This window comes from Corallococcus sp. AB032C, from assembly GCF_003668935.1.
GTDB lineage: Bacteria > Myxococcota > Myxococcia > Myxococcales > Myxococcaceae > Corallococcus > Corallococcus exiguus.
This window is the reverse complement of record NZ_RAWP01000005.1, coordinates 119016-143955: the sequence shown is the minus strand read 5'-3', so window position 1 is coordinate 143955 and position 24940 is coordinate 119016. Positions and strand designations below refer to the sequence as shown.

Annotated in this window: 11 protein-coding genes and 1 tRNA gene; 5 read left to right on the top strand and 7 right to left on the bottom strand. The window is 68.8% G+C overall.

What is annotated here, in order from left to right; genetic code table 11:
* Positions 1-38 precede the first annotated feature (38 nt).
* From gltJ to D7X99_RS03295, 4 genes are all read left to right on the top strand, one after another.
* A complete protein-coding gene (gene gltJ / locus D7X99_RS03310; RefSeq protein ID WP_121776448.1) occupies positions 39-2177 on the top strand; it encodes an adventurous gliding motility protein GltJ in 2139 nt (712 codons plus the stop codon).
* Positions 2178-2413: 236 nt separating this feature from the next.
* The gene (locus D7X99_RS03305) at positions 2414-3298 is read left to right on the top strand and encodes a hypothetical protein (protein ID WP_121776447.1); all 885 of its coding nucleotides are present in this window, start codon (positions 2414-2416) and stop codon (positions 3296-3298) included.
* A 231-nt stretch (positions 3299-3529) separates the two neighbouring features.
* Positions 3530-4012: a toxin-antitoxin system YwqK family antitoxin gene (locus tag D7X99_RS03300; protein ID WP_121776446.1), complete on the top strand. Its 483-nt coding sequence runs from the start codon at positions 3530-3532 to the stop codon at positions 4010-4012.
* 102 nt (positions 4013-4114) lie between these two features.
* Entirely contained in the window at positions 4115-5215 is a 1101-nt protein-coding gene (locus D7X99_RS03295) for a TIGR04552 family protein (protein WP_171805326.1), read from the top strand.
* Between the two features lie 97 nt (positions 5216-5312).
* Here D7X99_RS03295 and D7X99_RS42215 read toward each other — a convergent pair whose 3' ends face one another.
* The 4 genes from D7X99_RS42215 to pabB form a co-directional block, all read right to left on the bottom strand.
* Positions 5313-5927, bottom strand: coding sequence for a hypothetical protein (locus tag D7X99_RS42215; RefSeq protein ID WP_147476013.1), 615 nt, complete (start codon positions 5925-5927; stop codon positions 5313-5315).
* Positions 5928-6206: 279 nt separating this feature from the next.
* Positions 6207-7553 carry an Ig-like domain-containing protein gene (locus D7X99_RS03285; RefSeq protein WP_121776444.1) on the bottom strand — a complete coding sequence of 449 codons (1347 nt, stop codon included), beginning with the start codon at positions 7551-7553 and terminating at the stop codon, positions 6207-6209.
* 175 nt (positions 7554-7728) lie between these two features.
* A complete protein-coding gene (gene ffh, locus D7X99_RS03280) occupies positions 7729-9375 on the bottom strand; it encodes a signal recognition particle protein (RefSeq protein ID WP_121776443.1) in 1647 nt (548 codons plus the stop codon).
* A gap of 123 nt (positions 9376-9498) precedes the next feature.
* A complete protein-coding gene (pabB, locus tag D7X99_RS03275; RefSeq protein ID WP_233613065.1) occupies positions 9499-11625 on the bottom strand; it encodes an aminodeoxychorismate synthase component I in 2127 nt (708 codons plus the stop codon).
* Between the two features lie 143 nt (positions 11626-11768).
* On the opposite strand from pabB, the gene D7X99_RS03270 reads away from it, so the two are divergent.
* A tRNA-Leu gene (locus D7X99_RS03270) sits at positions 11769-11854 on the top strand.
* A gap of 29 nt (positions 11855-11883) precedes the next feature.
* Here D7X99_RS03270 and D7X99_RS03265 read toward each other — a convergent pair.
* The 3 genes from D7X99_RS03265 to D7X99_RS03255 form a co-directional block, all read right to left on the bottom strand.
* Positions 11884-22470 (bottom strand): non-ribosomal peptide synthetase, encoded by a 10587-nt coding sequence (locus tag D7X99_RS03265; protein ID WP_158626912.1) that lies wholly within the window; start codon positions 22468-22470, stop codon positions 11884-11886.
* Between the two features lie 23 nt (positions 22471-22493).
* The gene (locus D7X99_RS03260; RefSeq protein WP_121776440.1) at positions 22494-23204 is read right to left on the bottom strand and encodes a cupin domain-containing protein; all 711 of its coding nucleotides are present in this window, start codon (positions 23202-23204) and stop codon (positions 22494-22496) included.
* Positions 23205-23278: 74 nt separating this feature from the next.
* Positions 23279-24940, bottom strand: coding sequence for a class I adenylate-forming enzyme family protein (locus D7X99_RS03255; RefSeq protein ID WP_121776439.1), 1662 nt, complete (start codon positions 24938-24940; stop codon positions 23279-23281).

Genomic DNA, 24940 nt, shown 5'->3' with positions numbered 1-24940 from the left:
CGGGATTTCGCCCGTCATTTCTGAGGCTTACGGGAACGATGCGTTTCGTCTGCGACAGCTGCCGCGCGCAGTACATGATCAGCGACGACAAGATTGGCCCCAAGGGGGTCAAGCTGCGTTGCAAGAAGTGCGGTCACACCATTCTGGTGAGGCCCGCCGGTGCATCGGCGGCGAAGGAGGGCGGAGCGGAGGCCTCCGCGTCCACCGAGACCAAGAGCAGCGCGGATGCGAACGCGCCACGCATCGTGGAGTCGTCCGGTACGGGGCTGCCCGCCTCGCTGGGCACGCCGCCGGAAGGCGGCCTCTTCACGGACGTGGAAGAGGATGAAATCGGCGCGGTCTTCGACCAGGTCCTGAGCACGGGCTCGCAGAAGCTCAAGGCCGCGGAAGCGGAAGCGGAGGCCAAGGCCGCGAAGGCGGAGGCCGTGCGCAAGCTCGCCGAGGCCGAATCCGCCGAGCCGACCGCGGAGGAGAGGGCCGCCGCCGCGTCGCACGAGTGGTACGTCGCCATCGACGAGAAGCAGGTGGGCCCCTGGACGGTGGAGAAGGTGAAGGACGCCTGGGACCGTGGCGAGGTGGGCCCGGACAACCTCTGCTGGCGCTCGGGCTTCAGCGACTGGATTCCCCTGTCGGAGACGGCGGAGCTGGCGTCGGTGCTGGCGCCGCGTCCGGCCAAGCCGGTCATCGTCGCGCCCGCGCCGGTGTCCACGTCGTCGCCCACGCTTCCCGCCGGCCCGGTGGAGTCCGCCTTCAGCGCGGGCGCCTCGCGTCCGGGTGCGGGTGGCAACTCGGCCGTCGCCGAGGAGCCGGTGGGCTGGAAGCCTTCGGCCGCGAGCGTGCTGGCCTCGCTGGTGAAGGAGGAGAACGACGCCCTCAGCAAGCCGCCGCCGCGTCCGGCGCCGTCGCTGGAGCGCGAGCCGTTGTCACAGTCGCGCCTCCTGGATGTGCCCATGCCGCCGCCGGAGCCGGTGTCCTCTCCGTCGATGCCCGGGGCCATGATGGCCGCCGCGCCGGGAATGGCCGCGCCCCAGGCCTACGCGCCGCCGCAGCCGCAGGGCTACGCGCCGCAGCAGCCGGTGCAGCAGCAGTACGCGCCGCAGCCGCAGGGCTACGCGCCGCAGCAGCCTCAGATGCCGTACGGGCAGCAGCCGCAGGGCTATCCGCCTCCCGGCTATCCGGCGGCCTATCCGCCGCCCGCGGCGGCACCGGCGGGCGGCAAGGGCCGCACGGGGATGATGGTCGCGGTGACGGCGGGCGTGCTGGTGATGGCGGGCGCCGCGGTCGTCTTCGTCGCGCGCGGCAATTCGTCCGAGCGTCCCACGGAGCAGCCGGTCCAGGTCGCGGCCGCGCCGACTCCCAAGGCGGAGATGCCGCCCATGCCGCCGCCTCCCGCGGCGGTGCAGACGCCTCCTCCGGCTGCCGTGCAGCCCGCGGCGACGCCGACCCCGCCTGCTGAAGGCACCGCGGCGACCGCTGCCGCGGGGACACCTGCTGCCGCTGGCACTCCGCCCGCGGCGGTGGCACCGCCGCCCGCCGCCGTGGCCACGGTTCCGGCCGCCACGCCGACGCCTCCTCCCGCGGCGGAGGTGAAGCCTGCCTCCGCGACGCCCAACATGGGGACGGCGGTGGCGCGCGTGGATTCGCGCAACCATCGCAAGTCGGGCTCCAACGGAAGCCGAGGCTCCTCGCGGGATGACAACGACGACGACGGCGATGCGATCACCGTGTCGAAGCCTTCCGCGGCGTCTTCGTCTTCGTCTTCGTCGTCGAACTCCGGTGGCGGGGATGACGACTTCGACGAGCTGTTCGGCACGAAGAAGACGACGACCGCGAAGCCCGCGAGCAAGCCGACGGCGACGGCGTACATCCCTCCCGAGCCGGGAGGCGGCACGCTGGATCGCCTGCAGCAGTCGGACATCATGCAGGTGGTGCTGAACAACAAGCCGGCCATCGTGAAGTGCGTGAACGAGCAGAAGCAGAAGGACCCTTCGCTCAGCGGCAAGCTGGTGATGCGCTGGACGGTCCAGACGAGCGGCAAGACGACCGCGGTGTCGTGCCGCACGGACGAGTTCCGCACGAGCTACATGGCCACGTGCATCACGGGCCTCATCAAGAGCTGGTCGTTCCCGAAGCACCAGAAGCAGGGCGAGCCCATCGACTTCCCGTTCACGTTCTGAAATCCAGCAGCGACATCGCCGTCACGTATGACGGCGATGTCGCTGTGACGTGCGTCTGGACTGTGCGCTTTCGTGAACAGTGAATTTCCCAGGGTGGAAGGCGTAGGAAGGTCGGTCGACACTCGTTGACACGTCTGGAGCGAGAGGACTAAAGCCCGCTCGACTTCAAGCCCGGTGTCTGGAGTCAGGTGGCCGGAGACGCCGGGCGACGTAACCCATCCAGGAGGATGTTCCGAATGCAGCTGCGCAAGATGATGGTGATGCTCGCCGCTTTGAGCTCGATGAGCCTGGCCCTGACGGCCTGTGGCGATGACGCGACGACGGTCGAGTCCTGTACGTCGGACACCGACTGCTCCTCCAATTTCTGCAACACGGCCGCCGGCGTGTGCATGGACACCTGCGAGAGCGGCTCGGACTGCGCCGACTCCGAGAAGAACTGCGCCGTGCTGGCCGGTTCGTCGAACACGCAGAAGGTCTGCCAGTGCCAGACCAACCAGCTGTGCAACTCGGGCGACACCACGGACCTGGTCTGCGGCACCGTGTCCAAGCGCTGCGAGGAGCCCGGCTCCACCCCCGAGGGCTGCACCAAGGACGCTGACTGCGGCGCCGGCAACACCTGCAACACCACCACGGGCGTGTGCAGCCCTGCCGCGACGACCTGCACCGGTGAGGGCAAGGCGACCTGCGCGTACGGCTCGGCCTGCTACAGCGGCACCTGCTCGGCGCCCCCGGCCCCGACCTGCGAGAACTACCAGAGCTTCGGCAACAAGGCCGCGCTGGGCACCACGGGCCCGATCATCTTCAAGGTCGCGACCGGCACCGCCACCACGGACACTGCCTTCTGCGGCAACACCTCGACCAAGCGCGTGAAGATCACCATCTCCGCGTACTCCGACACGGCCTGGCCCGCGACGTCCGCCGGCCTGAACGGGTTCCTCTACGTCCTCGTGAACGGGAACACCCAGGCTCCGTCCATCAGCTCCTCCACGGGCAACTACACGGTTTCTGGGAACCGCGCGGACATCGTCGCCAACATCTGCGTGCTGCCGTCGTCCAACACGACGTCCCTGGGCTACTACTTCACGGGTGGCAACTTCGCCTGCCACCAGGCCAACTACTAAGGCCTGCTGGATGACGGGCCCCTGACGTATCCAGGGGCCGCAATCCACCGAAGTCATTGGAGCCTCGCCCAGGAATCACGGGGCGGGGCTCTTCGTTTGTTCCGCGGTCAGGACATCCAGGGGTTGGATGGGGGCTTCAAGGCGCGAGGATGTCCCATGAATTTCAGTCGGTTTTTCTCCGTCCTGTCTGGTGCGCGCTGGGGCGTTCCGGCGACTTCAAAAGGAGACTCCATGCAGTCCAAGAAGCTGATGCGGATGTTCACCCTGGGCCTGGCTCTCGCAGCTCCCGTGGCTTTCGCGGGAGACACCACGACGCAGCTGGCGTGTCCGGGAGGAACCAAGCAGGCCGGCTCCAAGGCGGACGGGTTGTTCTGCCGTAAGCCTGAACTGGCCGGTGGAAACCTGGTTGCGCACGGCCCCTACCGCTCGTTCCACACGAATGGAAAGAAGGCGGCGGTGGGCCAGTACTTGAACGGCCACAAGACGGGGACCTGGTTCTTCTTCGACGAGGCTGGCAACGAGTACGACAAGATTGAGTTCGTCGAGAGCAACTACCACGGCACCCGGACGCTCTCCTTCGCGAGCGGCAAGCCCCACTTCATCGAGCATTACCAGCACGGCCTGAAGGACGGCGTGGTGCAGGAACTGAGCGAGGACGGCAAGGTCGTCCGCGAGAGCCACTTCGTGAAGGGCAAGGAAGTCGCCGCCAAGTAGCCAGGCGGACGTGGTCAGGAGGGCCCCAGCCTGCTTTCCAGGCCGGGGCCCTTCGCATTGCGGGGCTTTCCCTTGGGGCTCCAGCCAGATAGGAACAACGCTGTGAAGGCCCCCTCTCTCGTTCCAGTCCTCTCCGCTGTCCCTGTCCGCGCGGTGTCGCAGATGGGACTGCGTGAACTTGAGCGCATCCGGCTCATCCTGAGGGGTGGCTCGGTCATCGACTGGCGGCGCATGCACTTCCAGACGCGGGATGAGGTGGACCGGTTCCTGCGCCTCTGCCAACTGGACGTGTCACGGCCCTATGACGATGCCTGGGGCCGGACGGTGCTCGCCGATGCCGTGGAGTACCTGCGCAAGACCTTCGACTACCGGGTCGCGGACGCGGTGGCCCAGCCGGAAGAGCTCCATGACCTCTTCCTCTTTGCCTCGGGGGCGAAGGGCCTTGCTCGCTACCGGCGGATCGCCTGCATCGTTCTGAAGGTGATGCACGTCATCCAGCACATCGAAGGGCGTGACCTTCTCTTCCGGCTGGCCGCCTCCGAGGCTGAACTGGGGGAGATGGTCACGGAGAAGGTGCTGGGCGTTGCTCGTGAGATGAAGGAGATGGGCTTGCCCATCGTGGAGTTCGCCCACTCCATCAAGACGCGGGACTCGCTGGTCACGAAGCTGATCGCGAAGAAGGAGACCGTTGCGGCGCAGGTCTATGACCGCACGCGGTTTCGCGTCATCACCCGCAAGCGGGAGGACCTGTTGCCGGTCCTCTACTTCCTGACGCAGCGTCTGTTCCCCTTCAACTTCGTCGTCCCGGGGCAGACGGAGAACTCGCTTCTGCCGTTCAAGGGGCTCCTGGAGGAGAACCCTCACTTCGAGCAGTTCATCCCGCAGCTCCACCTGGACCGGGACTTCGAGGACCGCGAGGACCGGACGGGGAACACCTTCTCTGGGGATTCCTACCGGGTCCTCAACTTCGTCGTGGACCTTCCCCTTCGGATGGACCCCTACCTGCCTCCGCCCGAAAGTGACACGCGCCCCCGAAAGGGGCGGGTCACCTTCGCGCTCGTCGAGTTTCAAATGGCGGATGAGGAGACGGCACGTCGCAATGAGCTCGGTGACAACGCTCATGAGAGCTACAAGCGCCGGCAGAAGCGCCGTGTGCTCAACCGCCTGAGCCGCGGACTGGTTGTGCCCAAGCGTCAAGGCTGACGTGTGGCAGGTGAAGGCTTCGGCCGCAAGCTTGCAGCGCATTGCTGAACCCGTCACCTGCGAAGCGTTGGTTTATCCGTCCCGCTTCACTCACCCTTCATGAAGCAGTGACGCAAATCTCGCTACCCCCAGTGAAGAAGTATCCAGCGGTATAACTCGTCGTCCCGCTGGGGAGGCAAAGGTTCACGTCAAATGTGATGTTTCTATTGTTGTTGGTTGTGGTGATGTTCTGGATGGCCGTCGCGTTGATCGCGGTTCCCGATGAATTGACGCAATAGAAACGATTGTAGAATCCGGCGATTGTGGTCGGAAGGTCAGCCGCTGGCGCATACGCCTTGAGTCGGAAGACTGCCCGAATCGGTGCAGTGGTACCGCAGAATGTGAAGTCAGGCTCGAATTTCAACGCCACCGCCTCATGAATTACCGGCCCAGTCGACGTGCTGGCGTCCCAGTTGCTTCCGTGGATTATGAAGTTGTTGCAAGTCGGGACTGGGGCCGCTGCGCAGTAGCCGGAATCAGTCTGACAGTAGTCGCCATAGGTGCATCCTCCTGGCTGGTAGGCGTTCTTGTGACACAGCCTCTCAAGCGCCGCTGTCTGAGAGCCTTCGTCTGTTTTGCTTGTTGTCTCGTCTGTGTAGGGATCGGGGCTGCAGGCGGAGAGTGCAAGGGCTACTGCGAAGACGCTTGTCGGAGTCATTCGTTTGTTGGTCATTGGGCTTCCGGAACTTGTGATTGCTTCCAGGGTGATGTCAGGTGGGGCCAACATGGGGGCATAGCTAAAGGAGACAGCACGTTGCGCTGAATTCGGTGACAACGCGCATGAGAGCTACAATCGCCGGCAGAACCGCCGTGTGCTCAACCGCCTGAGCTGCGGATTGGCCGTGCCCAAGCGTCAGGGATGAGTACCAACACGGGCCCCTGGCGGCGCATCGCTGGCGAGTGCCCCGCGTCCGATGGGCGCTGTTGCGACATTTTGAGCCTGCGGCTCCAGTTACGGATATTCGTAGGTAACCCATAGTGTTGCCAGAGTTGGGTTGTCTATTGAGTCTGAGTAGACCTGATCCTTGACCTGGTCTGAATTGTTGGGTGCTTCGAACCGCAGCCGGTACTGGGTCCTCTTGTTGCGAAGGTTGCGGTTTCCCCAATCCTGGGCGGTCCATGATGTGACGTCGAACTCACCTCTCAGTGGCTTATCGGATAGGGAGACGGCGACCGCAGAAGAGAGCGCGGGCGCTTGGTAGTCAGCCACCGTCTCTGGATTCGCGGGGGTGACCGACAGTTCGATGCTGTCTCCAACATCGACTGGTTCGAGCAGAAGAGCACCAAACTTCGAGAAGGGATCCCCGATGATCATGCTGACGGGCCACTTCAGTCGGGAGGAAACCAGCCGGGTCAGATTCTCGGGAAGACTGTTGAGTTGGAACCCGAGGAAGAGCCTCTCGATATTGGCTCCGCTGTCGTCTCCCACCCATGCGACGTTGTAGAAGAACGTTTGCCGGAAGTAGCTTGGAGCGCCCAGTGAACCGCTGGTTTCGGGGTCGCAATCGATGATGGCTGTGTAGATGCGAATTGTCCTGAAGTTCTTTGTTGCCTCTGCGAGAAGCGTGTTGCCTGCTGCGTCCTGCGCTGAATTGGCGATGCGCCATGCGACGCTGGTGCCATGGGCAAACTCGCCGGTGGAGGTGAAGCTCACTTCCGTACTGGAGGCGTTCCAGGAAAACCCTCCTGGCGTGAAGCCGGCAGGGGTTGTGAAGGAAATGGCAGCCTCGGTTGATGCCCTGTTCATGGGCTCCGAGAAGGTCACCTTGATGGTGGGTTTTCGCTCAAGCCCGATGGCACCACTGGCTGGAGTTGTCGAAAGAACCGATGGTGCGACTGTGTCCGGCTGGGAGCCTGCGGTAGTGAAGTCGAAGGCGTTGGCACCATCAAGTGCATTCCCGGCCTGATCCGTTCCCTGAACTGTCACCGTGTACTTCGTGTCCCCAGAGAAAGGGGACTGCATCTGGAATGTGACCTGCGTATGGTTTTCTGCCCAGGCCATGGTTCCCGGTGTTGCAGGCGGAGAAAAGGAAACCTGCAACGAAGTTGGCTGCATCGACTTGGAGAAGGTGAGCCCGAGCGTTGAATCAATGGGAACCCGGGTACTCCCATTTGCTGGCATGGTGGTCAGTAGCCGGGGGGCTTGCTGATGGGTAGTTCCCCCATCCTGGAGCGTCCCTGCATCCGAGTTCGTGTTCGGTATGGGGTCCTCAAGGGGGGGAATCTCCATGCAGGCCGAGAGAAGCGCGAGGAGGAGCAGCAGCAGATTGCGAGGGTGAGGTACTCGGGGATTGGGCATGGGGGCGCGTTCTGCAAGGTCAGGACCGGTCGGTCCCGAGCGAGAACACTGCCATGCCCGTCCGGGGAACAGGACAGGCGTCCGGAGTCGGAGGCGCCGGAAACACGCCTGCCCGCCGCCCCCGGTTTTCGGTGGGGGACGCGCGGGCAGGGGAGGGACTCCAGAAGGCCGCGGACTACTTCTTCTTGCGGTTCTTCTTCTTGTTCTCCTTCTCCTTCTTGCGCCGCTCCTTGATGGCGTCGCGGTCGTCCGGCTTGCTCGCGGCCGGGGGCGCGTAGCCCATCAGGCGGGCCTTGGCCATCGCGGCCTGTCCCATGGGCGGCGTGTAGCCCGGGGCGATCTGCGGCAACTGCATGGGCATGCCACCCATGCCTCCGCCCATCGCCGACATGGCCTTCTCCAGCGCCTTCGGGTCCTTCCCGAACATGCTGCCCAGGTCCATGTTCTTCATCTGGCCCAGCTGCCCCAGCTGCTTGAAGCCGGGGATGCGGCCCAGGAGGCCCGGGTTCTGGCCGATGGTTCCCATCACCTGCTGCATCATCCCGAACTTCTGCAGCAGCTCACGCACCTCCTCCGGCTTGCGGCCACTGCCCTTGGAGATGCGGTTGATGCGGCTGCCGTTGATGATGTCCGGACGCAGGCGCTCCTTCTGCGTCATCGAGTCGTACATCGCCTCGATCTTCGTGAGCTCCTTCTCGTCCGGGTTCAGGTGCTCGGTGAGGTCGCCGAAGAGGGGGAACTTCTCCAGCAGGTCCTTCAGCGGGCCCATCTTGCGGACCATGCGGATCTGCTCGACGAAGTCCTTCATCGAGAACTGGCCGGAGAGCAGCTTGCGCGCGTCGTCCTCGGCCTTCTTCTCGTCGACGACCTTCTCGAAGTCCTTCATCAGGCCGACGATGTCGCCGAAGCCCAGGATGCGGCCCGCGAGGCCCTCCGGACGGAACTCCTCCAGCTTGTCCATCGACTCGCCCATGCCGAGGAACTTGATGGGCTTGCCCGTTACTTCCTTGATGGACAGCGCCGCGCCGCCGCGCGCGTCACCGTCCAGCTTCGTCAGGATGAAGCCGTCCAGCGTCAGGCGCCGGTCGAACTCGGCCGCCGTGCGCACCGCGTCCTGGCCAATCATCGCGTCGCACACCAGCAGGATGGTGTCCGGCTGCACGTTGGACTTGATGGACTCCAGCTCCGTCATCAGCGTCTCGTCGATGGCGAGCCGGCCCGCCGTGTCGATGAGCACCACGTCGCACTTCTGCTCGCGCGCGGCCGCGTAGCCCCGCTTCGCCAGCTCGGGCGGCTGCACGCCGGGCTCGTGGTAGACGGGGACCTTCAGCCGCTCGCCCAGGACCTTGAGCTGATCCACGGCGGCCGGGCGGTAGATGTCCGCGGCGACCAGCAGGGGCTTGCGCCCCTCCGCGAGCAGCCGGCTGGCGAGCTTGCCCGTGGTCGTCGTCTTACCGGAGCCCTGGAGGCCCACCATCATGATGCCGGACAGCTGGCCCTTGGGCTTCAGGTGGAGGCTCGTGTCCACCGGGCCCATCAGGGCCTCCAGCTCGTCGTGGCAGATCTTGATGAAGTGGTCCATCGCGCTGACCTTGCGCTTCTGGCCCCCCGCATCCGTGACGGACGTCTGCACCACCTCGCCCACGGCCTTCTCGCGGACGCGGGCGACGAACTTCTTCACCACGTCGAAGGCGACGTCGGCCTCCAGCAGGGAGACGCGGATGTCTCGCAGCGACTCGTCCACCAGCTCGGGGGTGAGTTCGCTCTTGCCGGCGAGGCGGTTCTTGGCGGCCCGGAAGCCCTTGGTGACGGTCTCAAGCATGGGGGGCGCTTTATAACAGCGTCCCGCCGGATGCGACGGTCACGGAAGCCCCGGCCGTCCAGCAGTGGAGGAATCGAGGGGCTTTCCCCACCATCCTGGGAGGCCTCCCACCCCCCTCCGGGCTCAATCCGCCGCCGTCCAGGCCCCGGAGGCGGCTTGTGGATCCCCATCGGGCTCGGGCAGTCCGTCCGGGCGCCCGAGCGCCGTGCACAGCGCCTTCAGCACCACGCGCGACTTGAGGAGCATCTCCTCCAGTTCGGCCGCCGGGTCCGAGAGGGCCACGATGGCGCCGCCCGCGCCGATGCTCACCTCGCCGGGGCGGACCACCGCCGTGCGGATGACGATGTTCAGGTCCGCCGCGCCGGTGGGGGAGAGGTACCCGATGGCGCCCGAGTACACCCCCCGGGCCTCCCCCTCCAGGCGGTCGATGAGCTCCATCGTGCGCTCCTTGGGGGCCCCTGTCATGGAGCCTCCCGGGAAGGCCGCGCGCACCGCGTCCACGGCGGTGAGCCCCGGGCGCAGGTGGCCCCGGATGGTGCTCACCAGTTGGTGCACCGTGGCATACGACTCCACGTGCATGAGCCGGGGGACGTGGACCGAGCCCACCTCGCACACGCGCCCCAGGTCGTTGCGCACGAGGTCCACGATCATCAGGTTCTCCGCCCGGTCCTTCTCCTGGGAGCCCAGCTGTTGGCGCAGCCGTTCGTCCTCGTCCGGAGTGGAGCCGCGGCGCAGGGTGCCCTTGATGGGCTTCGACTCGACCCAGCGGTCGGCGCCCACTCGCAGGAAGCGTTCGGGGGAGGAGCAGGCGATGCCCAGTGCTCCCATGCGGAGGTACGCGGCGTAGGGGGCGGGGTTCAGCCGGCGCAGGCTCCGGTAAAGGTCCAGGGGCTCGACGTGCGTCCGGGCGAGGAGCTTGTTGGTGAGGCAGACCTCGTAGGTCTCGCCTTCGTGGAGCTGTTCCAGGCAGTGCTGGATGTCGGCCAGGTAGGTCTCGCGGTCCCTGGCGAGGCGGACTGGGAAGGGGGCTCCGGAACGGGGCTCGAGGGGCGCCAGAGGGGGCAGGGCGCGCAGGCTGGATTCCGTGACGTCGAACCAGGCCTGGACCTCGGCCGCCTCGTGTTCGGGGGCGAGCGCGACGAGGTACACCGTGCGTTCGAGGTGGTCCCAGGCCAGCAGCCGGTCCGCCAGGATGAGGCTGGCGTCTGGATCCGGTGAGGCATGCGGGGTGCTCGCGCCGCGGTCGTGCTTCAGCTCGTAGCCGAGGGAGCCCACGAAACCGCCCTGGAAGTCGAAGGGCAGCCCGGACGGGGCCACTCGCAGCCGCGTCAGCTCCTGCTGGAGGAAGTCGAACAGCTCGGCGGCGTGCTCCTCTGTTCCCTGGCTCCGGCGCACGGTGAGTCGGCGTGGGTCCACCTGGTAGTGGATGACGGCGCTGTGTGGGCCGGTCGCGTCCCCCATGAAGGAGAAGCGTGACAGGCCGGCTTCGACGCGGCTGCTGTCCAACCAGAAGGCGGGGTTCTTGCCTCCGAAGAGCGTGACGAAGGCCTGCTCCGGGTCGGCATCGAGCCGCAGCTTCCGGTGATGGACCCGGAAGGTTTCCGGCGGAGGGAGCGGTGGGCTCTCCTGGGGCGCTTCGGGGCGGCGACTGGGACGGGGGGCGCGGTGTTCGTGGCTCAGGCGGACGAAGTTGGCGAGGAGCTGGCGGCCGTGGGAGGTGGCGATGGACTCCGGATGGAACTGGACGCCCCAGCGGGGGAGGGCGGCGTGGCGCAGGGCCATGAGGACGCCGTCGGGGGCCCAGGCGGTCTCCACCAGGTCCTCGGGCAGTGGCCGGGCGAGGCAGAGCGAGTGGTAGCGCACCACCTGGAAGTCCTGCGGAAGGCCCTGGAAGAGGTCCGTCCCCGTGTGGCGCACCGGGCTCAGCCGTCCGTGCATGACCTCCGGTGCGTGCTGGATCCGTGCACCATGGGCGTGGCCCAGGCCCTGATGACCCAGGCATACGCCGAGGATGGGGACGTCCGCTTCGAGGAGCGCATCCCGGCAGACGCCGAAGTCCGCCGGGTGGTCGGGACGCCCGGGGCCCGGGGAGATGACGATGTTGTCGAACACGAGCTCGCGCAGCTCCCGCCACGGCCGTTCGTCGTTGCGCACGACGATGGGCTCCGTCCCTCCGACCTCCGCCAGCAATTGGAAGAGGTTGAACGTGAACGAGTCATGGTTGTCGATGATGAGCGTCCGCTGCCGCACGGCGCGCACCTTACCGTGGGCGGCGCGACGCGGAGCCGGTTCGAGCATGGCTGCCGGGCGGCCGTACTTGGCGGCCCAAGGATGATGGTGGCCTGCGCAGGCGCCTCGCTTGAGCGGCGGGGTCTGCTATCTTTCCTTCCATCGCACGAGTGGCGGAACTGGCAGACGCAGCGGACTTAAAATCCGCTGACTCGCAAGGGTCGTCCGGGTTCGATCCCCGGCTCGTGCACTTCCAACCGGCCATGGTCTGGAGGCTGTCTATCGCGAGGCCTTCAGCGCCTCGCGGAGCCACCCCGCCAGTTCGCGCACCGCCGGAGCCCGCAGCAGGCTGTAATGGTCGCCGGCCAGCGGGTGCCGTTCGAGGGTGTCACCCACCAGGTCCGTCCAGCCGCCGTCCTCGGGCAACCCCTCCGCGCTGTCCGTGGCCTTGAAGAGCACCGTCCGGCCTTCGCTGGTTGGCGCCGTGTAGCGCCTCGATGCGCGCAGGTTGCCCTCGAAGACCCGGAATAGCGCCCTCACGTGCTCGGAGCTCCTCCCTGGAGGCAGGATGCCGGCGCCCGCCGCCAGCTCCAGCAGCCGCTCCAGCATCGCCTCCGGCTCCAGGCCTGCCAGCGGCGTCAGGTCCACGCTCAGCTCAGCCAGGGACGTCCCCAGCAGGTCCCTCGCGAACATCGCCGCCAACCGCGCCCGGTCCGGCTCTGGCTCCTTCGCCACCGTTGCCGTCGGGACGTAGGCGTCGATGAGTGCCAGCAGGGCCACCTGCTCGCCGCGCTCGCGCAGCTGTCGAGCCATCTCGTAGGCGATGACGCCACCCATGGACCAGCCCCCAAGGGAGTAGGGCCCGGACGGCTGCACCGCACGGATGGCCTCCACATAATCGGAGGCCATCTCTTCGATGGTGTCCAATGGCTGGCTGCTGTCATCCATGCCTCGCGCCTGCAGCCCGTAGAAGGGCTGTCGCGGCCCCAGCAGCCGGGCCAGCTCGGCGTAGCACAGCACGTTGCCTCCCACCGGGTGCACGCAGAAGAAGGGCCTGTCGTCACCGGTGGCTGGCTCCCCGAAGGGCACCAGGGGCGAGAAGGCCCCCGGATCCTCCCGGTGCAGCAGCGCGGCGAACTGCTCCACCGTGGGCGCCTGGAAGAGCGCGGCCAGCGGCAGGTCGCGGCCCGTCGCTTCCCGCACCGCGGCCATCAGCCGCACGGCCAGCAGCGAGTGGCCTCCCAGCTCGAAGAAGTTGCCGCGCACGCCCACCGGCTGCACGCCCAGCACCGACTCCCACAGCCGCACCAGCTGCAGCTCCCGTGCGTTTCGGGGCGCCAGCAGGGCCGCGGCCGGCACTTCAGCCCGCTGCGGTGCGGGCAGGGCCTTGCGGTCCACCTTGCCGTTGGGCGTCAGCGGCAGGCCGGGGAGCACGGCGATGGCCGCGGGCACCATGTGCCCGGGCAGTCGCTGCTTGAGGGTCTGGCTCAGCGCGGCCACGTCCAGCGTGTCGCCCTCTCCGGCCACCACATAGGCCACCAGTCGCTTGTCCCCGGGCGCGTCCTCGCGCACGGTGGCCACGGCCTCGCGCACCGATGGGTGCTGGAGGAGCGCGGACTCGACCTCGCCCAACTCAATCCGGAAGCCGCGCAGCTTCACCTGCGCATCCAGGCGGCCGAGGTACTCAATCGTGCCGTCCGCCAGCCACCGCGCCCGGTCCCCGGTGCGGTAGAGGCGGGCGCCGGGCTCGGAGCTGAACGGGTCGGGAGCGAACCGCTCCGCCGTCAGCTCCGGCTGGCCCAGGTATCCCCGGGCCACGCCCACGCCGCCCACGCACAGCTCGCCAGGGACTCCGGGAGGCACCGGCCGCAGCGCCGTGTCCAACACATACGCTCGCACGTTGGCCCACGGCCGGCCGATGGTGAGCCGCTCCCCGGGCCGCAGCGGCTCCGAGACGGTGGCGCACACGGTGACCTCCGTGGGGCCGTAGGCGTTGAGCATCCGCACTCGGGGGCCCCAGCGCGCCACCAGCTCCGGCGTGCAGGCCTCGCCCGCGGAGACAAGCGTCTCCAGGGCGGGGAAGTCCTCCGGCGTCAGCTGTGCCAGCACCGAGGGCGTCAGGGTGACGGCGGTGAGGGCCTCTTCCCGCAGCAGCTCTTGCAGGGGCGCACCGGGCATGAGCCGCTCGCGCGGCGCGAGCACCAGCGTGGCTCCGGCCAGCAGCGCGCCGAAGATTTCGAACACCGACGCATCGAAGCCGAAGGCGGCGTACTGGAGGACGCGGTTGCCGGAGTGCAAGCCTTGCGCGCGCACGGCGTTGAGCGCCGTGTTGCACAGCCCCCGGTGCTGCAACAGCGTGCCCTTGGGCCGGCCCGTGCTGCCCGACGTGTAGATGACGTAGGCCAGGTTGCTGGCGTGGGTGAGGTTCTTGGGCGCCGTGCCCGGCCGTGCATCGATGAGGGGCGCATCCACGTCCAGCAGCACGAGTTGCTCGCCGCCGGAGGGCAGCTCATCCGCGAGGGCCTCGGTGGTGACGAGCACCGGGGCGGCGCAGTCGCGCAGCATGTACGTCAGCCGCTCCACGGGGTAGCTCGCGTCCAGGGGCACCCAGGCGCCGCCGGCCTTGAGGATGCCGAGGATGGCCACCACCGTCTCCAGCGAGCGCTCCACGCAGAGCGCCACGGGGACGTCGGGCCGCACGCCCAGCGCGCGGAGGTGGTGCGCAATCTGGTTGGCACGGGTGTCGAGCTGCGCGTAGGTGAGCGCCGTGCCCTCGAAGCGCACGGCGGTGGCGTGCGGGGTGCGAGCCACCTGGGCCTCGAAGAGCTGGTGCGCGCAGGTCTCACGCGGGAAGTCGCGCGAGGTGGCGTTCCAGTCGACCAGCACCTGGCGCTGCTCAGCCTCGTCCATGAGGTGCAGCTCGGAGAGCGCGGCCCCGGGCGAAGCCACCGCGGCCTGGAGCACCGTGCCCAGGTGCCGCACCAGCCGGTCGATGGTGGCCGCCTCGAAGAGGTCTGTCCGGTACTCGCAGCCACACTCCAGGCCCCGCGCCGTCTCCGAAATGCTCAGGGTGAGGTCCAGGCGGGAGGTGCCCGAGTCCATGGACTCACCGCGCAGGGTGAGGCCGGGCACCGTCAGCTCGGTGGCGGGCTGGTTCTGCAGCACCAGCTTCACCTGGAACAGCGGGGCTCCTGCCTGGTCGCGCTTGGGGTTGAGCGCCTTGACCAGCTCCTCGAACGGAAGGTCCTGGTGCGCGTACGCGCCGAGCGTGGCCTCCCGGACGCGGCCCAGCAGCTCTCGGAAGGACGGGTTGCCGCCCACCCGCGCGCGCAGGGCGAGCTGGTTGATGAAGAAGCCGATGAGGCCCTCGGTCTCCGCCCGGTTGCGGTTGGCGATGTCGGTGCCGACGACGAAGTCCTCCTGGCCCGAGTAGCGCGACAGCACCACCTGGAAGCCCGCCAGCAGGGCCATGAACAGGGTGGTGCCCTCGCGGCGGCACAGCGCCTGGAGTGCCCCGGCAAGCTCGCGCGGCAGCACGCGCCGGTGGATGGCGCCCCGCAGGCTCGCCACCGCGGGCCGTGGGAAGTCGGTGGGCAGCTCCAGCATGGGCGCCGCGCCGGTGAGGTGCTCGCGCCACCAGGACAGCTGCGCCTCCAGCGCCTCGTCGCGCAGCCAGCCGCGCTGCCACACCGCGTAGTCCGCGTACTGCACGGGCAGCTCGGGCAGCGGGGACGGTGTGCCCTCCTGGAAGGCCGCGTAGAGCGCCGCCAGCTCGCGCACGAGCACGCCCATGGACCAGCCATCCGAGGCGATGTGGTGCAGGTTGAGGAGCAGCAGGTGCCGCGACTCGGAGAGCCGCGGCAGCATGGCGCGCAGCAGCGGGCCCCGCTCCAGGTCGAAGGGACGCCGGGCCTCCTCGTGGGCCAGACGCCGGGCCTCGGCCTCGCGCGTGTCCCCGGGGAGCGCGGACAGGTCCACCCACGGCAGGTGGAACGGCGCGGGAGGATGGATGACCTGGACGGGACCGCTGGCCTCCGTCTGGAAGGTGGTGCGCAGCACCTCGTGGCGGCGCACCAGCTCCGTCAGCGCGTGCTCCAGCGCGCCCACGTCCAGGGTGCCCTCCAGCCAGAGCGCGGTGGGCATGTTGTAGAAGGGGCTCCCCGGCTCCAGCCGGTCGAGGAACCACAGGCGCTGCTGCGCGAAGGACAGCGGCAGCGGACCCTCCCGGCGCGCCCGCACCAGCGCGGGCAGGCGGGTGCCAGCGCGGGTGTCCTGGAGGCGCTCCGCGAGGGCGGCCACGGTGGGCGCCTCGAAGAGGGTGCGCACGCTGAGCTCCACGTCGAAGGCGGCACGGATGCGCGCCACCAGTTGCATGGCCAGCAGCGAGTGGCCTCCCAGCTCGAAGAAGTCGCCCCGCCGTCCCACGGTGCGCACGCGCAGGACGTCACACCACAGCTCCGCCAGCCGCTGCTCCACGGGATTGGCCGGTGGCTCCTCCTCTCGGGTGGGAGCAGCGGGCCGCGCGGCATCCGGTACGGGCAGGGCCTTGCGGTCCACCTTGCCGGTGGGCGTCAGCGGCAGCGCGGGCAGCACGACGAAGGCCCCCGGGACCATGTACTCGGGCAGGCGCTGCCGCAGGTGAGCCCGCAGCGCGGCGGTGTCCGCCATGGAGGTGCCGGACACCACGTAGGCGACCAGGCGCTTGTCACCGGGCATGTCCTCGCGCACCACCACCCGCACGTCCTTCACGGACGCGTGCGCACGCAGCGAGGCCTCGACTTCGGTCAGCTCGATACGGAAGCCGCGCACCTTCACCTGGGCGTCGGCGCGGCCGAGGAACTCCATCACGCCGTCCCCGCGCCAGCGGGCCAGGTCTCCCGTGCGGTACATGCGCGCGCCCGGAGCGGCGCTGAAGGGGTCGGGAATGAATCGCTCGGCGGTGAGGGCGGGCTGCTCCACGTAGCCACGGGCCACGCCATCGCCACCGATGAACAGCTCTCCGGTGACACCGGCGGGCACGGGCTGGACAGCGGCGTCCAGCACGTACACCTGGGTATTGCCGATGGGCCGGCCAATGGGGACGGAAGCGCCTGCGTGGGCCACGTCCGTCATGCGGTGGCAGGAGGCGAAGAGGGTGGTCTCGGTGGGGCCGTAGCAGGCGGTGACGGGGATGCGCAGCTCCTCCAGCACCCGCTTGACGTGCGGAGCGGAGACGACGTCGCCGCCGGTGAGCAGTTGGCGCACTCCGCGAAGGGCCCCGAGGTGATTGTCCACCACCTGGGTGAAGAGGCCCGCCGTCAAGTGCAGCGTCGTCACCCCGTGCTTCATCAGCACCGACTCCAGCTCCTGCACGTCGGAGGGCGGGTGTGGCGGGAAGACGACGAGCCGGCCGCCATGCAGCAGCGGACCCCAGAGCTCCAGGGTGGAGGCGTCGAAGGAGATGGGGGCGATGAGGAGGAACGTCTCGTCGGGCCCCAGGTGCGCGTAGTCGACACCGAAGAGGGTGCGAAGCACGGAGGCCTGCGGGGTGCCCACGCCCTTGGGGCGGCCCGTGCTGCCCGAGGTGAAGTCGATGTACGCGAGGCTCTGGGGCAGGGCCGCCAGGGGGGGCGCGTGCACCGGCTCACCCAGGAGGGAGACCTCGTCCACGAGCACGGTGTCCAGGCCCTCGGCGGGGAGGTGCTCCAGCAGCGCGCGGGTGGTGATGAGCACGCGCGGGCGCGAGTCCTCCACCATGGCCGCCAGCCGCTCACGCGGGTAGGCGGTATCCAGCGGCACGTAGGCGCCGCCGGCCTTGAGGATGGCCAGCAGCGAGACGATGAGCTCCACCGAGCGCTCCAGCGCCATGGCCACGCGCGAGTCCGTGGACACACCCAGGCCGCGCAGGTGATGCGCGAGCTGGTTGGCGCGCGCGTCGAGCTGCCGGTAGGTGAGCTTCACGTCACCGAACTCCACGGCCACCCTGTCCGCGTGGAGTGCCACCACCTGGGAGAAGACCTCGGGGAGGGTGGAGGCGCGCGGGTACCCGGTGGCGGTGGCGTTCCACTCCACCAAGAGCCGCTGGCGTTCCCGCGCGGGCAGCACCTCCACCTGGCTGACCGGCGTTTCCGGGCGGGCCTCCAGCAATTCCACCAGGCTCTGGATGGCCATCCGCATGGACTCACAGAGGCTCTGGGGCAGCACCGCCCCTGCCGCCACCTGCGCGGTCAGGCCGAAGTCTTCGCCGAGGTCATCGACCACCAGGGTCAACGGATAGTTGCTGCGCTCCTCGGTTCCCAGCACCTGGACCTGAAGCCCGCCTTCTCCAGACGGGCCCGCGGCGTCCTGGACCCCGTTGTGCCGGTAGTTCATGAGCGACGTGAACAAGGGCGTCCTCGCCGGCAGTGCGCTGCACCGCTGTGCCAGCGCCAGCGAGGCGTGCTCATGCTCCAGCAACCGGGTGAGACCGCGGTGCGCGAGCAGGAGGCTCTCGCGCACGCCTTCGCTGCCCAGCCTGATGCGGATCGGCAACGTGTTGATGAAAGGGCCAAGGGCCTGCCCGGTGCCCGCGCCGCCCTGCATGCGTCCGAACAGCACCGTGCCGAACACCACGTCGGCGCTTCGCCCCGAGCCGCGCGCCAGCACCTGGGCCCAGGCCAGGTGCATCAGGCTGGCGGCGCTGACGCTTGCAAGCCGGGCCTGCCGCCGCACGCGCCGCGCCAGGCTCGGCTCCAGCATCAGCCGCGCTTCGGCGATGCCGACACCCTCGCCTTGCGTGTCGATGAGCCCGAAAGGCGCCGTGGGCTCTTCCACATCCCCCAGCATGGCCTTGAAGAACGCCTCGTGTTCGGCCTGCGGCACACGCCGCGCAAGGGCCACGTAGTTGCGAAAGGGCACCGGCTCCGCCAGCCGCTCGCGCTGGCCCGCCAGGATGAGCTGGACCTGCGCCACCATCAGCCGCAGCGAGGTGGCGTCGTCGATCAAGTGGTGGAACAGCACCTGTAGCAGCCAGCGCCCGTTCGCCGCATCGTGGGCGACCGCGCAGCGCAGAAGCGGCGCCTGCCGGATGTCGAGCCGGTAGTGCCGCGGATCGTGCCGCGCACGCAATTGTCCGGCGATGTCGCCCGCGGCGCCCGACAGCTCCAACGCGTCCACGACGAGGCGCGCGCGCCGCCACACCACCTGCACCGGTTCGCGCAAGCCTTCCCACACCATGGCCGTGCGCAGGATGTCCTGCCGGTCCACGACCTCCTGGAGCGCGGCAAGAAAGCGGTCCAGTTCCTCGCGCTTCGCGGAGGCCAGCATGGCCTGCTGCAGATAGGCATCCCCCTGCCGCGCCATCAGGTGATGGAACAGGAAGCCTTCCTGCAGCGGCGCCAGCGGATAGATGTCCTGCACGTTGGCCGCCCCGCCCGGCACGCGCGCCACGATGGCGTCGATCTCGTCTTGTGACAGGGACACCAGCGGCAGCATCCGCGGCGTGATGACCTCGCTGCCCGGCGTGATGCGGTTCGGCGGAACGTCGTCGCCGCTGCCTTCCGCGTTCGCCCTCGCGGCCAGTTGCGCGAGCGTGGCCGAGGCGAAGATGCCGTGCACGTCCACCGCCAGCCCGTCGCGGCGTAGCGCGTCGATCATGCGCACCGCCAGCAGGGAATGGCCGCCCAGCGCGAAGAAGTTGTCCTCGCGGCCGATGCGCTCCATGCCCAGCAACCGGGCCCAGACGGCGGCGATCTTCTCCTCCACCCCACCGCGCGGTGCCTCGTAGGCACGGTGCGACACCGCGCCAGTATCGGGCGCCGGCAGGGCCTTGCGGTCCACCTTGCCGTTCGGGCTCAGGGGCAGGGCCTCCAGCAGCATGTAATGCGCCGGCACCATGTACTCCGGCAGGCGGCGCGCCAGCGCGTCACGCAACTCCGCCGGCGCTGGACGCGCTCCCGGCTGCGCCAGCACGTAGGCGACCAGGCGCTGGTCGCCGGGGGTGTCCTCGCGCGCCAGCACCACCGCGTCACGCACGCCCGGCCAGGTGGCCAGCGCGGCCTCGATCTCGCCCAGCTCGATGCGAAAGCCGCGCACCTTCACCTGGTGGTCGATGCGTCCCAGGTAGTCAATGTTGCCGTCGGGCAGGTACCGCGCCAGGTCCCCGGTGCGGTACATGCGGCTGCCGGGCGCGCTGAAGGGGTTGGGGATGAAGCGCTCGCTGGTCAGCTCCGGTCGGTTGACGTAGCCGCGCGCCAGGCCGATGCCGGCGATGTGGAGCTCGCCCGCCACACCCGGAGGCACCGGGTTCAGGTGCCGGTCCAGCACGTGCAGCTGCGTGTTGGCGATGGGCCAGCCGATGGGCACGCGGGCCTGCGGCGCTCCAGGCCGGCAGGCCCAGGAGGTCACGTCCACCGAGGCCTCGGTGGGGCCGTAGAGGTTGTGCAACTCCACACCCGGCATCATCTGGAAGAAGCGCTCCTGAAGCTCCCGGGGCAGGGCCTGGCCGCTGCAGACCACGCGGCGCAGGCTGGCGCATGGCGCGGCGTGGGCCTGGCCCAGGAACACTTCCAGCATCGGCGGCACGAAATGCAGGGTGGTGATCGCCTCGTTCGCGATCACCTCGCGCAGATAGGCCGCATCCTGGTGGCCGCCGGGCCGCGCCATCACCAGCCGCGCGCCGTACATCAGCGGCCAGAAGAACTCCCACACGGACACGTCGAAGCTGAACGGCGTTTTCTGCAGCACGCGGTCGTCGGCGCCGAGCCCGTAGGCCTCCTGCATCCATTGCAGGCGGTTGACGATGCCTGCGTGCGGGATGCCCACGCCCTTGGGCCGGCCCGTGGAGCCGGAGGTGTAGATGACATAGGCCAGGTGCAGCGGGTCGGCGCCGGACGCTACCGGCGTGGCCGGTTCTTCCTCGATGCGCGGCCAGTCGGCATCCAGCAGGAGCCTGGGGATGGCTGTCCCTGGCAATGCGTCGCGCAGGCTCGCCTGCGTCAGCAACAGCCGCGCACCGCAATCCGCCAGCATGAAAGCCAGCCGCTCCGCCGGGTAGCCAGGGTCCAGCGGCACATAGGCGCCTCCGGCCTTGAGGATGCCGAGCAGTCCCACCACCATCTCGATGCCGCGTTCCACGCACAGCGCGACCCGACTGTCCGGACCGACGCCGCGCGCGCGCAGCACGCGGGCCAGTTGGTTGGCGCGCGCATCGAGCTGGGCATACGTCAGGTGGCTGTTTTCGAAGACGAGCGCCACGCGCTCGGGCGTGCGCCTCACCTGGTCCTCGAAAAGCCGCGCCAGCGTGCCGCCTCGCGGAGGGTCGCGCGCGGTGGCATTCCAATCGAACAGGATGCGGCGCCGCTGCGCCTCGCTCAGCAGCGGGATGTCCGCCAGCGGCCGGTCCGGCTCGGCCGCCGCCGCTTCGAGCAGGGCGCGATAGTGGCCGGCGAACTGATCGATGGTGCCGGCCTCGAACAGGTCGCTGGCGTACTCGATCACGGCATCGAGGACTCCCGCGCTTTCCATCAGGAACAGCGACAGGTCCAGCTTGGAGGCACGGGACGCGACAGCGCCGCCCTCCAGCCGGCCCAATTGCAAACCCGGCAGCCGCAAGCCCTCCTCGGGATAGTTCTGCAGCGCGAACTGCACCTGGAAGAGGGGAGGGCGGGAGAGGTCGCGCACGGGGTTGAGCTGCTCGACCAGCTTCTCGAAGGGCAGGTCCTGGTGCGCGTAGGCCTGAAGGGCGGTCTCCCTGGCGCGAGCCAGCAGCTGGCGCAAGGTCGGGTCTCCGGACACGTCGGTGCGCAGCACCAGCATGTTGACGAAGAAGCCGATGAGGCCTTCGGTGCGCCGGTCCGTGCGGCCGGCCACGGGCGTGCCGAGGACGATGTCCTCCTGTCCACTCCAGCGCGAAAGAAGATGCTGGAAGCCGGCCAGCAGCAGCATGAACAGCGTGGCGCCTTCCGCGCGCGCCAGCGCCTGCAGTTGCCCGGTCAGCACCCTGGGCAGGGTGAACGACACGCTCGCACCCCGGAAGCTCTGCACCGGTGGGCGCGGATGGTCCAGGGGCAGCTCCAACGCGGCGGGAGCGCCCGCGAGCCGCTGCTTCCAGTAGGTGACCTGCTTTTCCAGCGCTTCGCCTCGCAGCCAATCGCGCTGCCACAAGGCGTAGTCGGCGTACTGCACCGGCAGCTCCGGCAGCGGCGACTCCTGGCCATGGGCATACGCGGTGTACAGCGCGCCCAATTCTCGGACCAACACCCCCACCGACCAGCCGTCGCTGACGATGTGGTGCATCACCACCACGACGATGTGCTCCTCCGGCGCCAGCCGCAGCAGAAGCGCGCGGAACAGGGGCCCTTGCGCCAGGTCGAAGCGCTGGCTCACGAAGGCGCCCGCACGTGCCAGGACCGCCGGCCCTCGTTCCGCCTCCTCCAGTGAGGACAGGTCCTGCCGTTGCGACACGAAACCGCCGGGGGCATCGATCACCTGCGCGACCGTGTCCTGCCCGGCCGCGAAGCGCGTGCGCAGGGCCTCGTGCCGGCGCACGATTTCCGCGAGCGCCCGCTCGAAGGCGCGGTCGTCGAAGTGGCCCGTCAGACGCAGTCCGCTGGCGATGTGGTAGGCCGTGCCCAGGTTCTCGAGGCGATCCAGCAGCCACAGGCGCTCCTGCGCGTACGACAGCGGCAGGTGTTCGGGCCTCGGCCTCGCGGCCACCAGCGGGGCCGCCTGCGCACCCGCCGCCTGCCGCAGGAAGTCCACCAGCTCCGCCTTCCGCGCGCGCAGCTGCGCGAGGCGTTCCTGTGTCATCGCGCCCCTGGGCGCCTGGTAGCGCAGCTCGCCACCTTCCAGCCACAGCCGCACGCCGTCCTGCCGCAGCGCGGCCAGCAACGATTGAACCGCGCTCATGTCCGCCCCAGGGACCGCGTGTGTCATTTGGTCCGGATCTCGTCAATCAGACGGGCTGACAGGCCATTGACCATGGTGCGGTTGATCATCGGGTGCGCTTCGTGCGTGGGGCCGAAGTCGCTGTCCGGATGGTAGGCGACCACGGACATTTCGGAGTCCGTGGTGCGGAAGGAGTGCGGGCCTTCGGCGCGAATGACGAACACCCGGCCCGGAATGAGCGGGATGATCTCCGTGGGCGTGACGCATTCGCCGTGCCCGCGAATCACCATGCCCACGCGCATCGACGGATGCGTGTGCTGCGTCTGATCGATGCCAGGTGGGAAGTAGAGCAGGTTGAAGCAGGCGTCGCCCATCATCACCGGCGGAATCAGCAGCGAGTCGGTGCAGCCGTCGATGTACTTGAGGCGCCCGCGCGCCTCCACCGGACCGCCAAGCTGGAAGAAGCCGTCATAGCCCAGCCGGGAGATGGCAATGCCCCGGCCGTTGCCGTGCACCACGGCCTCGCCGGGCGCGGAGAAATACATTCCGCCGCGCAGTTTGAACTCGCCGGCGGCATGCTCCAGCGTCACCGTGCCGTCGTAGACGTAGCCGATGTGCGTGGCGCCGGCCGGCAGCTTCAGCCGGTCTTGTGTCCAGGCCCACAGCTGGGTGGAGAACGTGTCGTCCTTCATGTCCGCCAGCAGGCCGTGCGCGAGCGGAAAGGGAATGAAACTGTCTTGGCGAACGGAGTGCATGAGGTGTTGCTCCGGTTGAGGCAAGGGGACGGTGCTTCGGACCGCGCTGGAATCAGGAGGGATGGCCTGGGGTGTCAGGGGCCCACGACGGGCTCGCTGCCAAAGTTGCGCTTTGCGTAGGACTGGAACCGCTGCGCCAGCACTGCGCGCTTGACCTTGCCGGTCGGCGTCGCCGGGATGGGGTCGGCGCCGAACAGGACCACGCGCGGCCGGTAGCGGACGGAGCAGGCCTTCACCGCGTCCAGCACCCTTCTTTCGTTGTCAGGCGTGCGGGGCACCACGAGGTACAGGCCGATCTCCTCGCCCGCCGCCTCGTTGGGAAAACCCGTCACGGCGAAGCGGCCGACGGCGCGCAGCGCCTCCAGTTCGGCCTCGATGGCCAGCGGCGAGAGGTTCTCGCCGTAGCGGATGACGATCTCCTTCTTGCGGCCGGTGACGAAGATGTAGCGCTCGCCGCCGACCAGGGCGAAGAAGCCCAGGTCTCCGGTGCGCAGCGCGCCCTCGCCCAGGGCCGCTCCGGTCGCGTCCTCCGCATCCCAGTAGCCGCGCATCAGGGTGTGGCCTGTCACCACGATCTCACCCTCCTCCTCGGCGCCGGCGGGCGAGCCGTCCGCGCGGCGGATATCGATGTCGCAGCCGAACAGGGCCGGGCCGATGCTCGGCACCGCCCAGTGGCCCATGGAGCGCTCCAGGTCGGCGTCCGAGGCATCCCAGGGAATGGTGGCGGCGAAGTTCACGCATTCGCTCAGGCCGTAGCCCTGGTGGATGGGGATGCCCGTCCTGTCGACGAACTCGCGCGCCACCGTCTTGGGCAGCGGCGCGGCGGCCGAGGTCACGTACTTGAGGTCGGGCAGCGTGTCGCGCGGCACCGGCATGCGCGAGAGCACGCGGATGATCTCCGGCACGAGTGAGATGACGTCCACTCGCTCCGTTCGAAGGATGTCCCACACCGCCGCGCCCGGCAGGCCGGCGCTGAGCACGACATGGCTGCCCGCGTAGAGCGAGGCCACCATGGAGAAGCCGAACGCGTTGGCGTGGAACAGCGGCAGCACGCACATGTGCACCCGGCGCCGCGCCAGTTCATGGACCCGCGCCAGGCCCTCCGCGTTGACCAGCAGGTTGTAGTGGCTCAGGCACACGCCCTTGGGCGCGGAGGTGGTGCCGGAGGTGAAGAGGATGACCGCCGGGTCGTCGGGCATCACGTCGCGGGCCGGCCACTCGAAGCCCGCGTCGCCGTCGGCCGCGAGCGGCAGGGCCGGCAGCGCCACCATGCCGCCCGGCCTGGCCGCGAGCAGCTCCGCCGGCACCTCGCGGCCGGTGACCACGAGCCGAGGGGTGACCTTGTCGGCGATGAGCTGCAGCACGCGCGGCGATTCGGTGTTGCTCACCGGCACGGTCACCGCGCCCAGTGACATCAGCGCCAGGTGCGTGGCGAAGGCCTCCGGGCTGTTGGCGGACAGCACGATGACGCGGTCGCCGCGCGTGATGCCGTGCCCACGCGCGAACCAGTGAGCGAGCGCGCGGACCTGGCGCAGCAGCTCGGCGGCGTCGAAGTGCAGCACGCGCCGTTCCGCCTCGTACCAGGTGAGCGACGGTCCTCCGTGTGCCGGTGCGCCCGCCAGCACCTGGGGCAGCGTGGTCCTTTCGATCAACCGCTCTTCCGGACCGCGGCCGCGGTAGTCGCGCGCGGCGGCGTGGCGCGACAGCGGCGGGATGGCAGATGCGATATCGCTCAT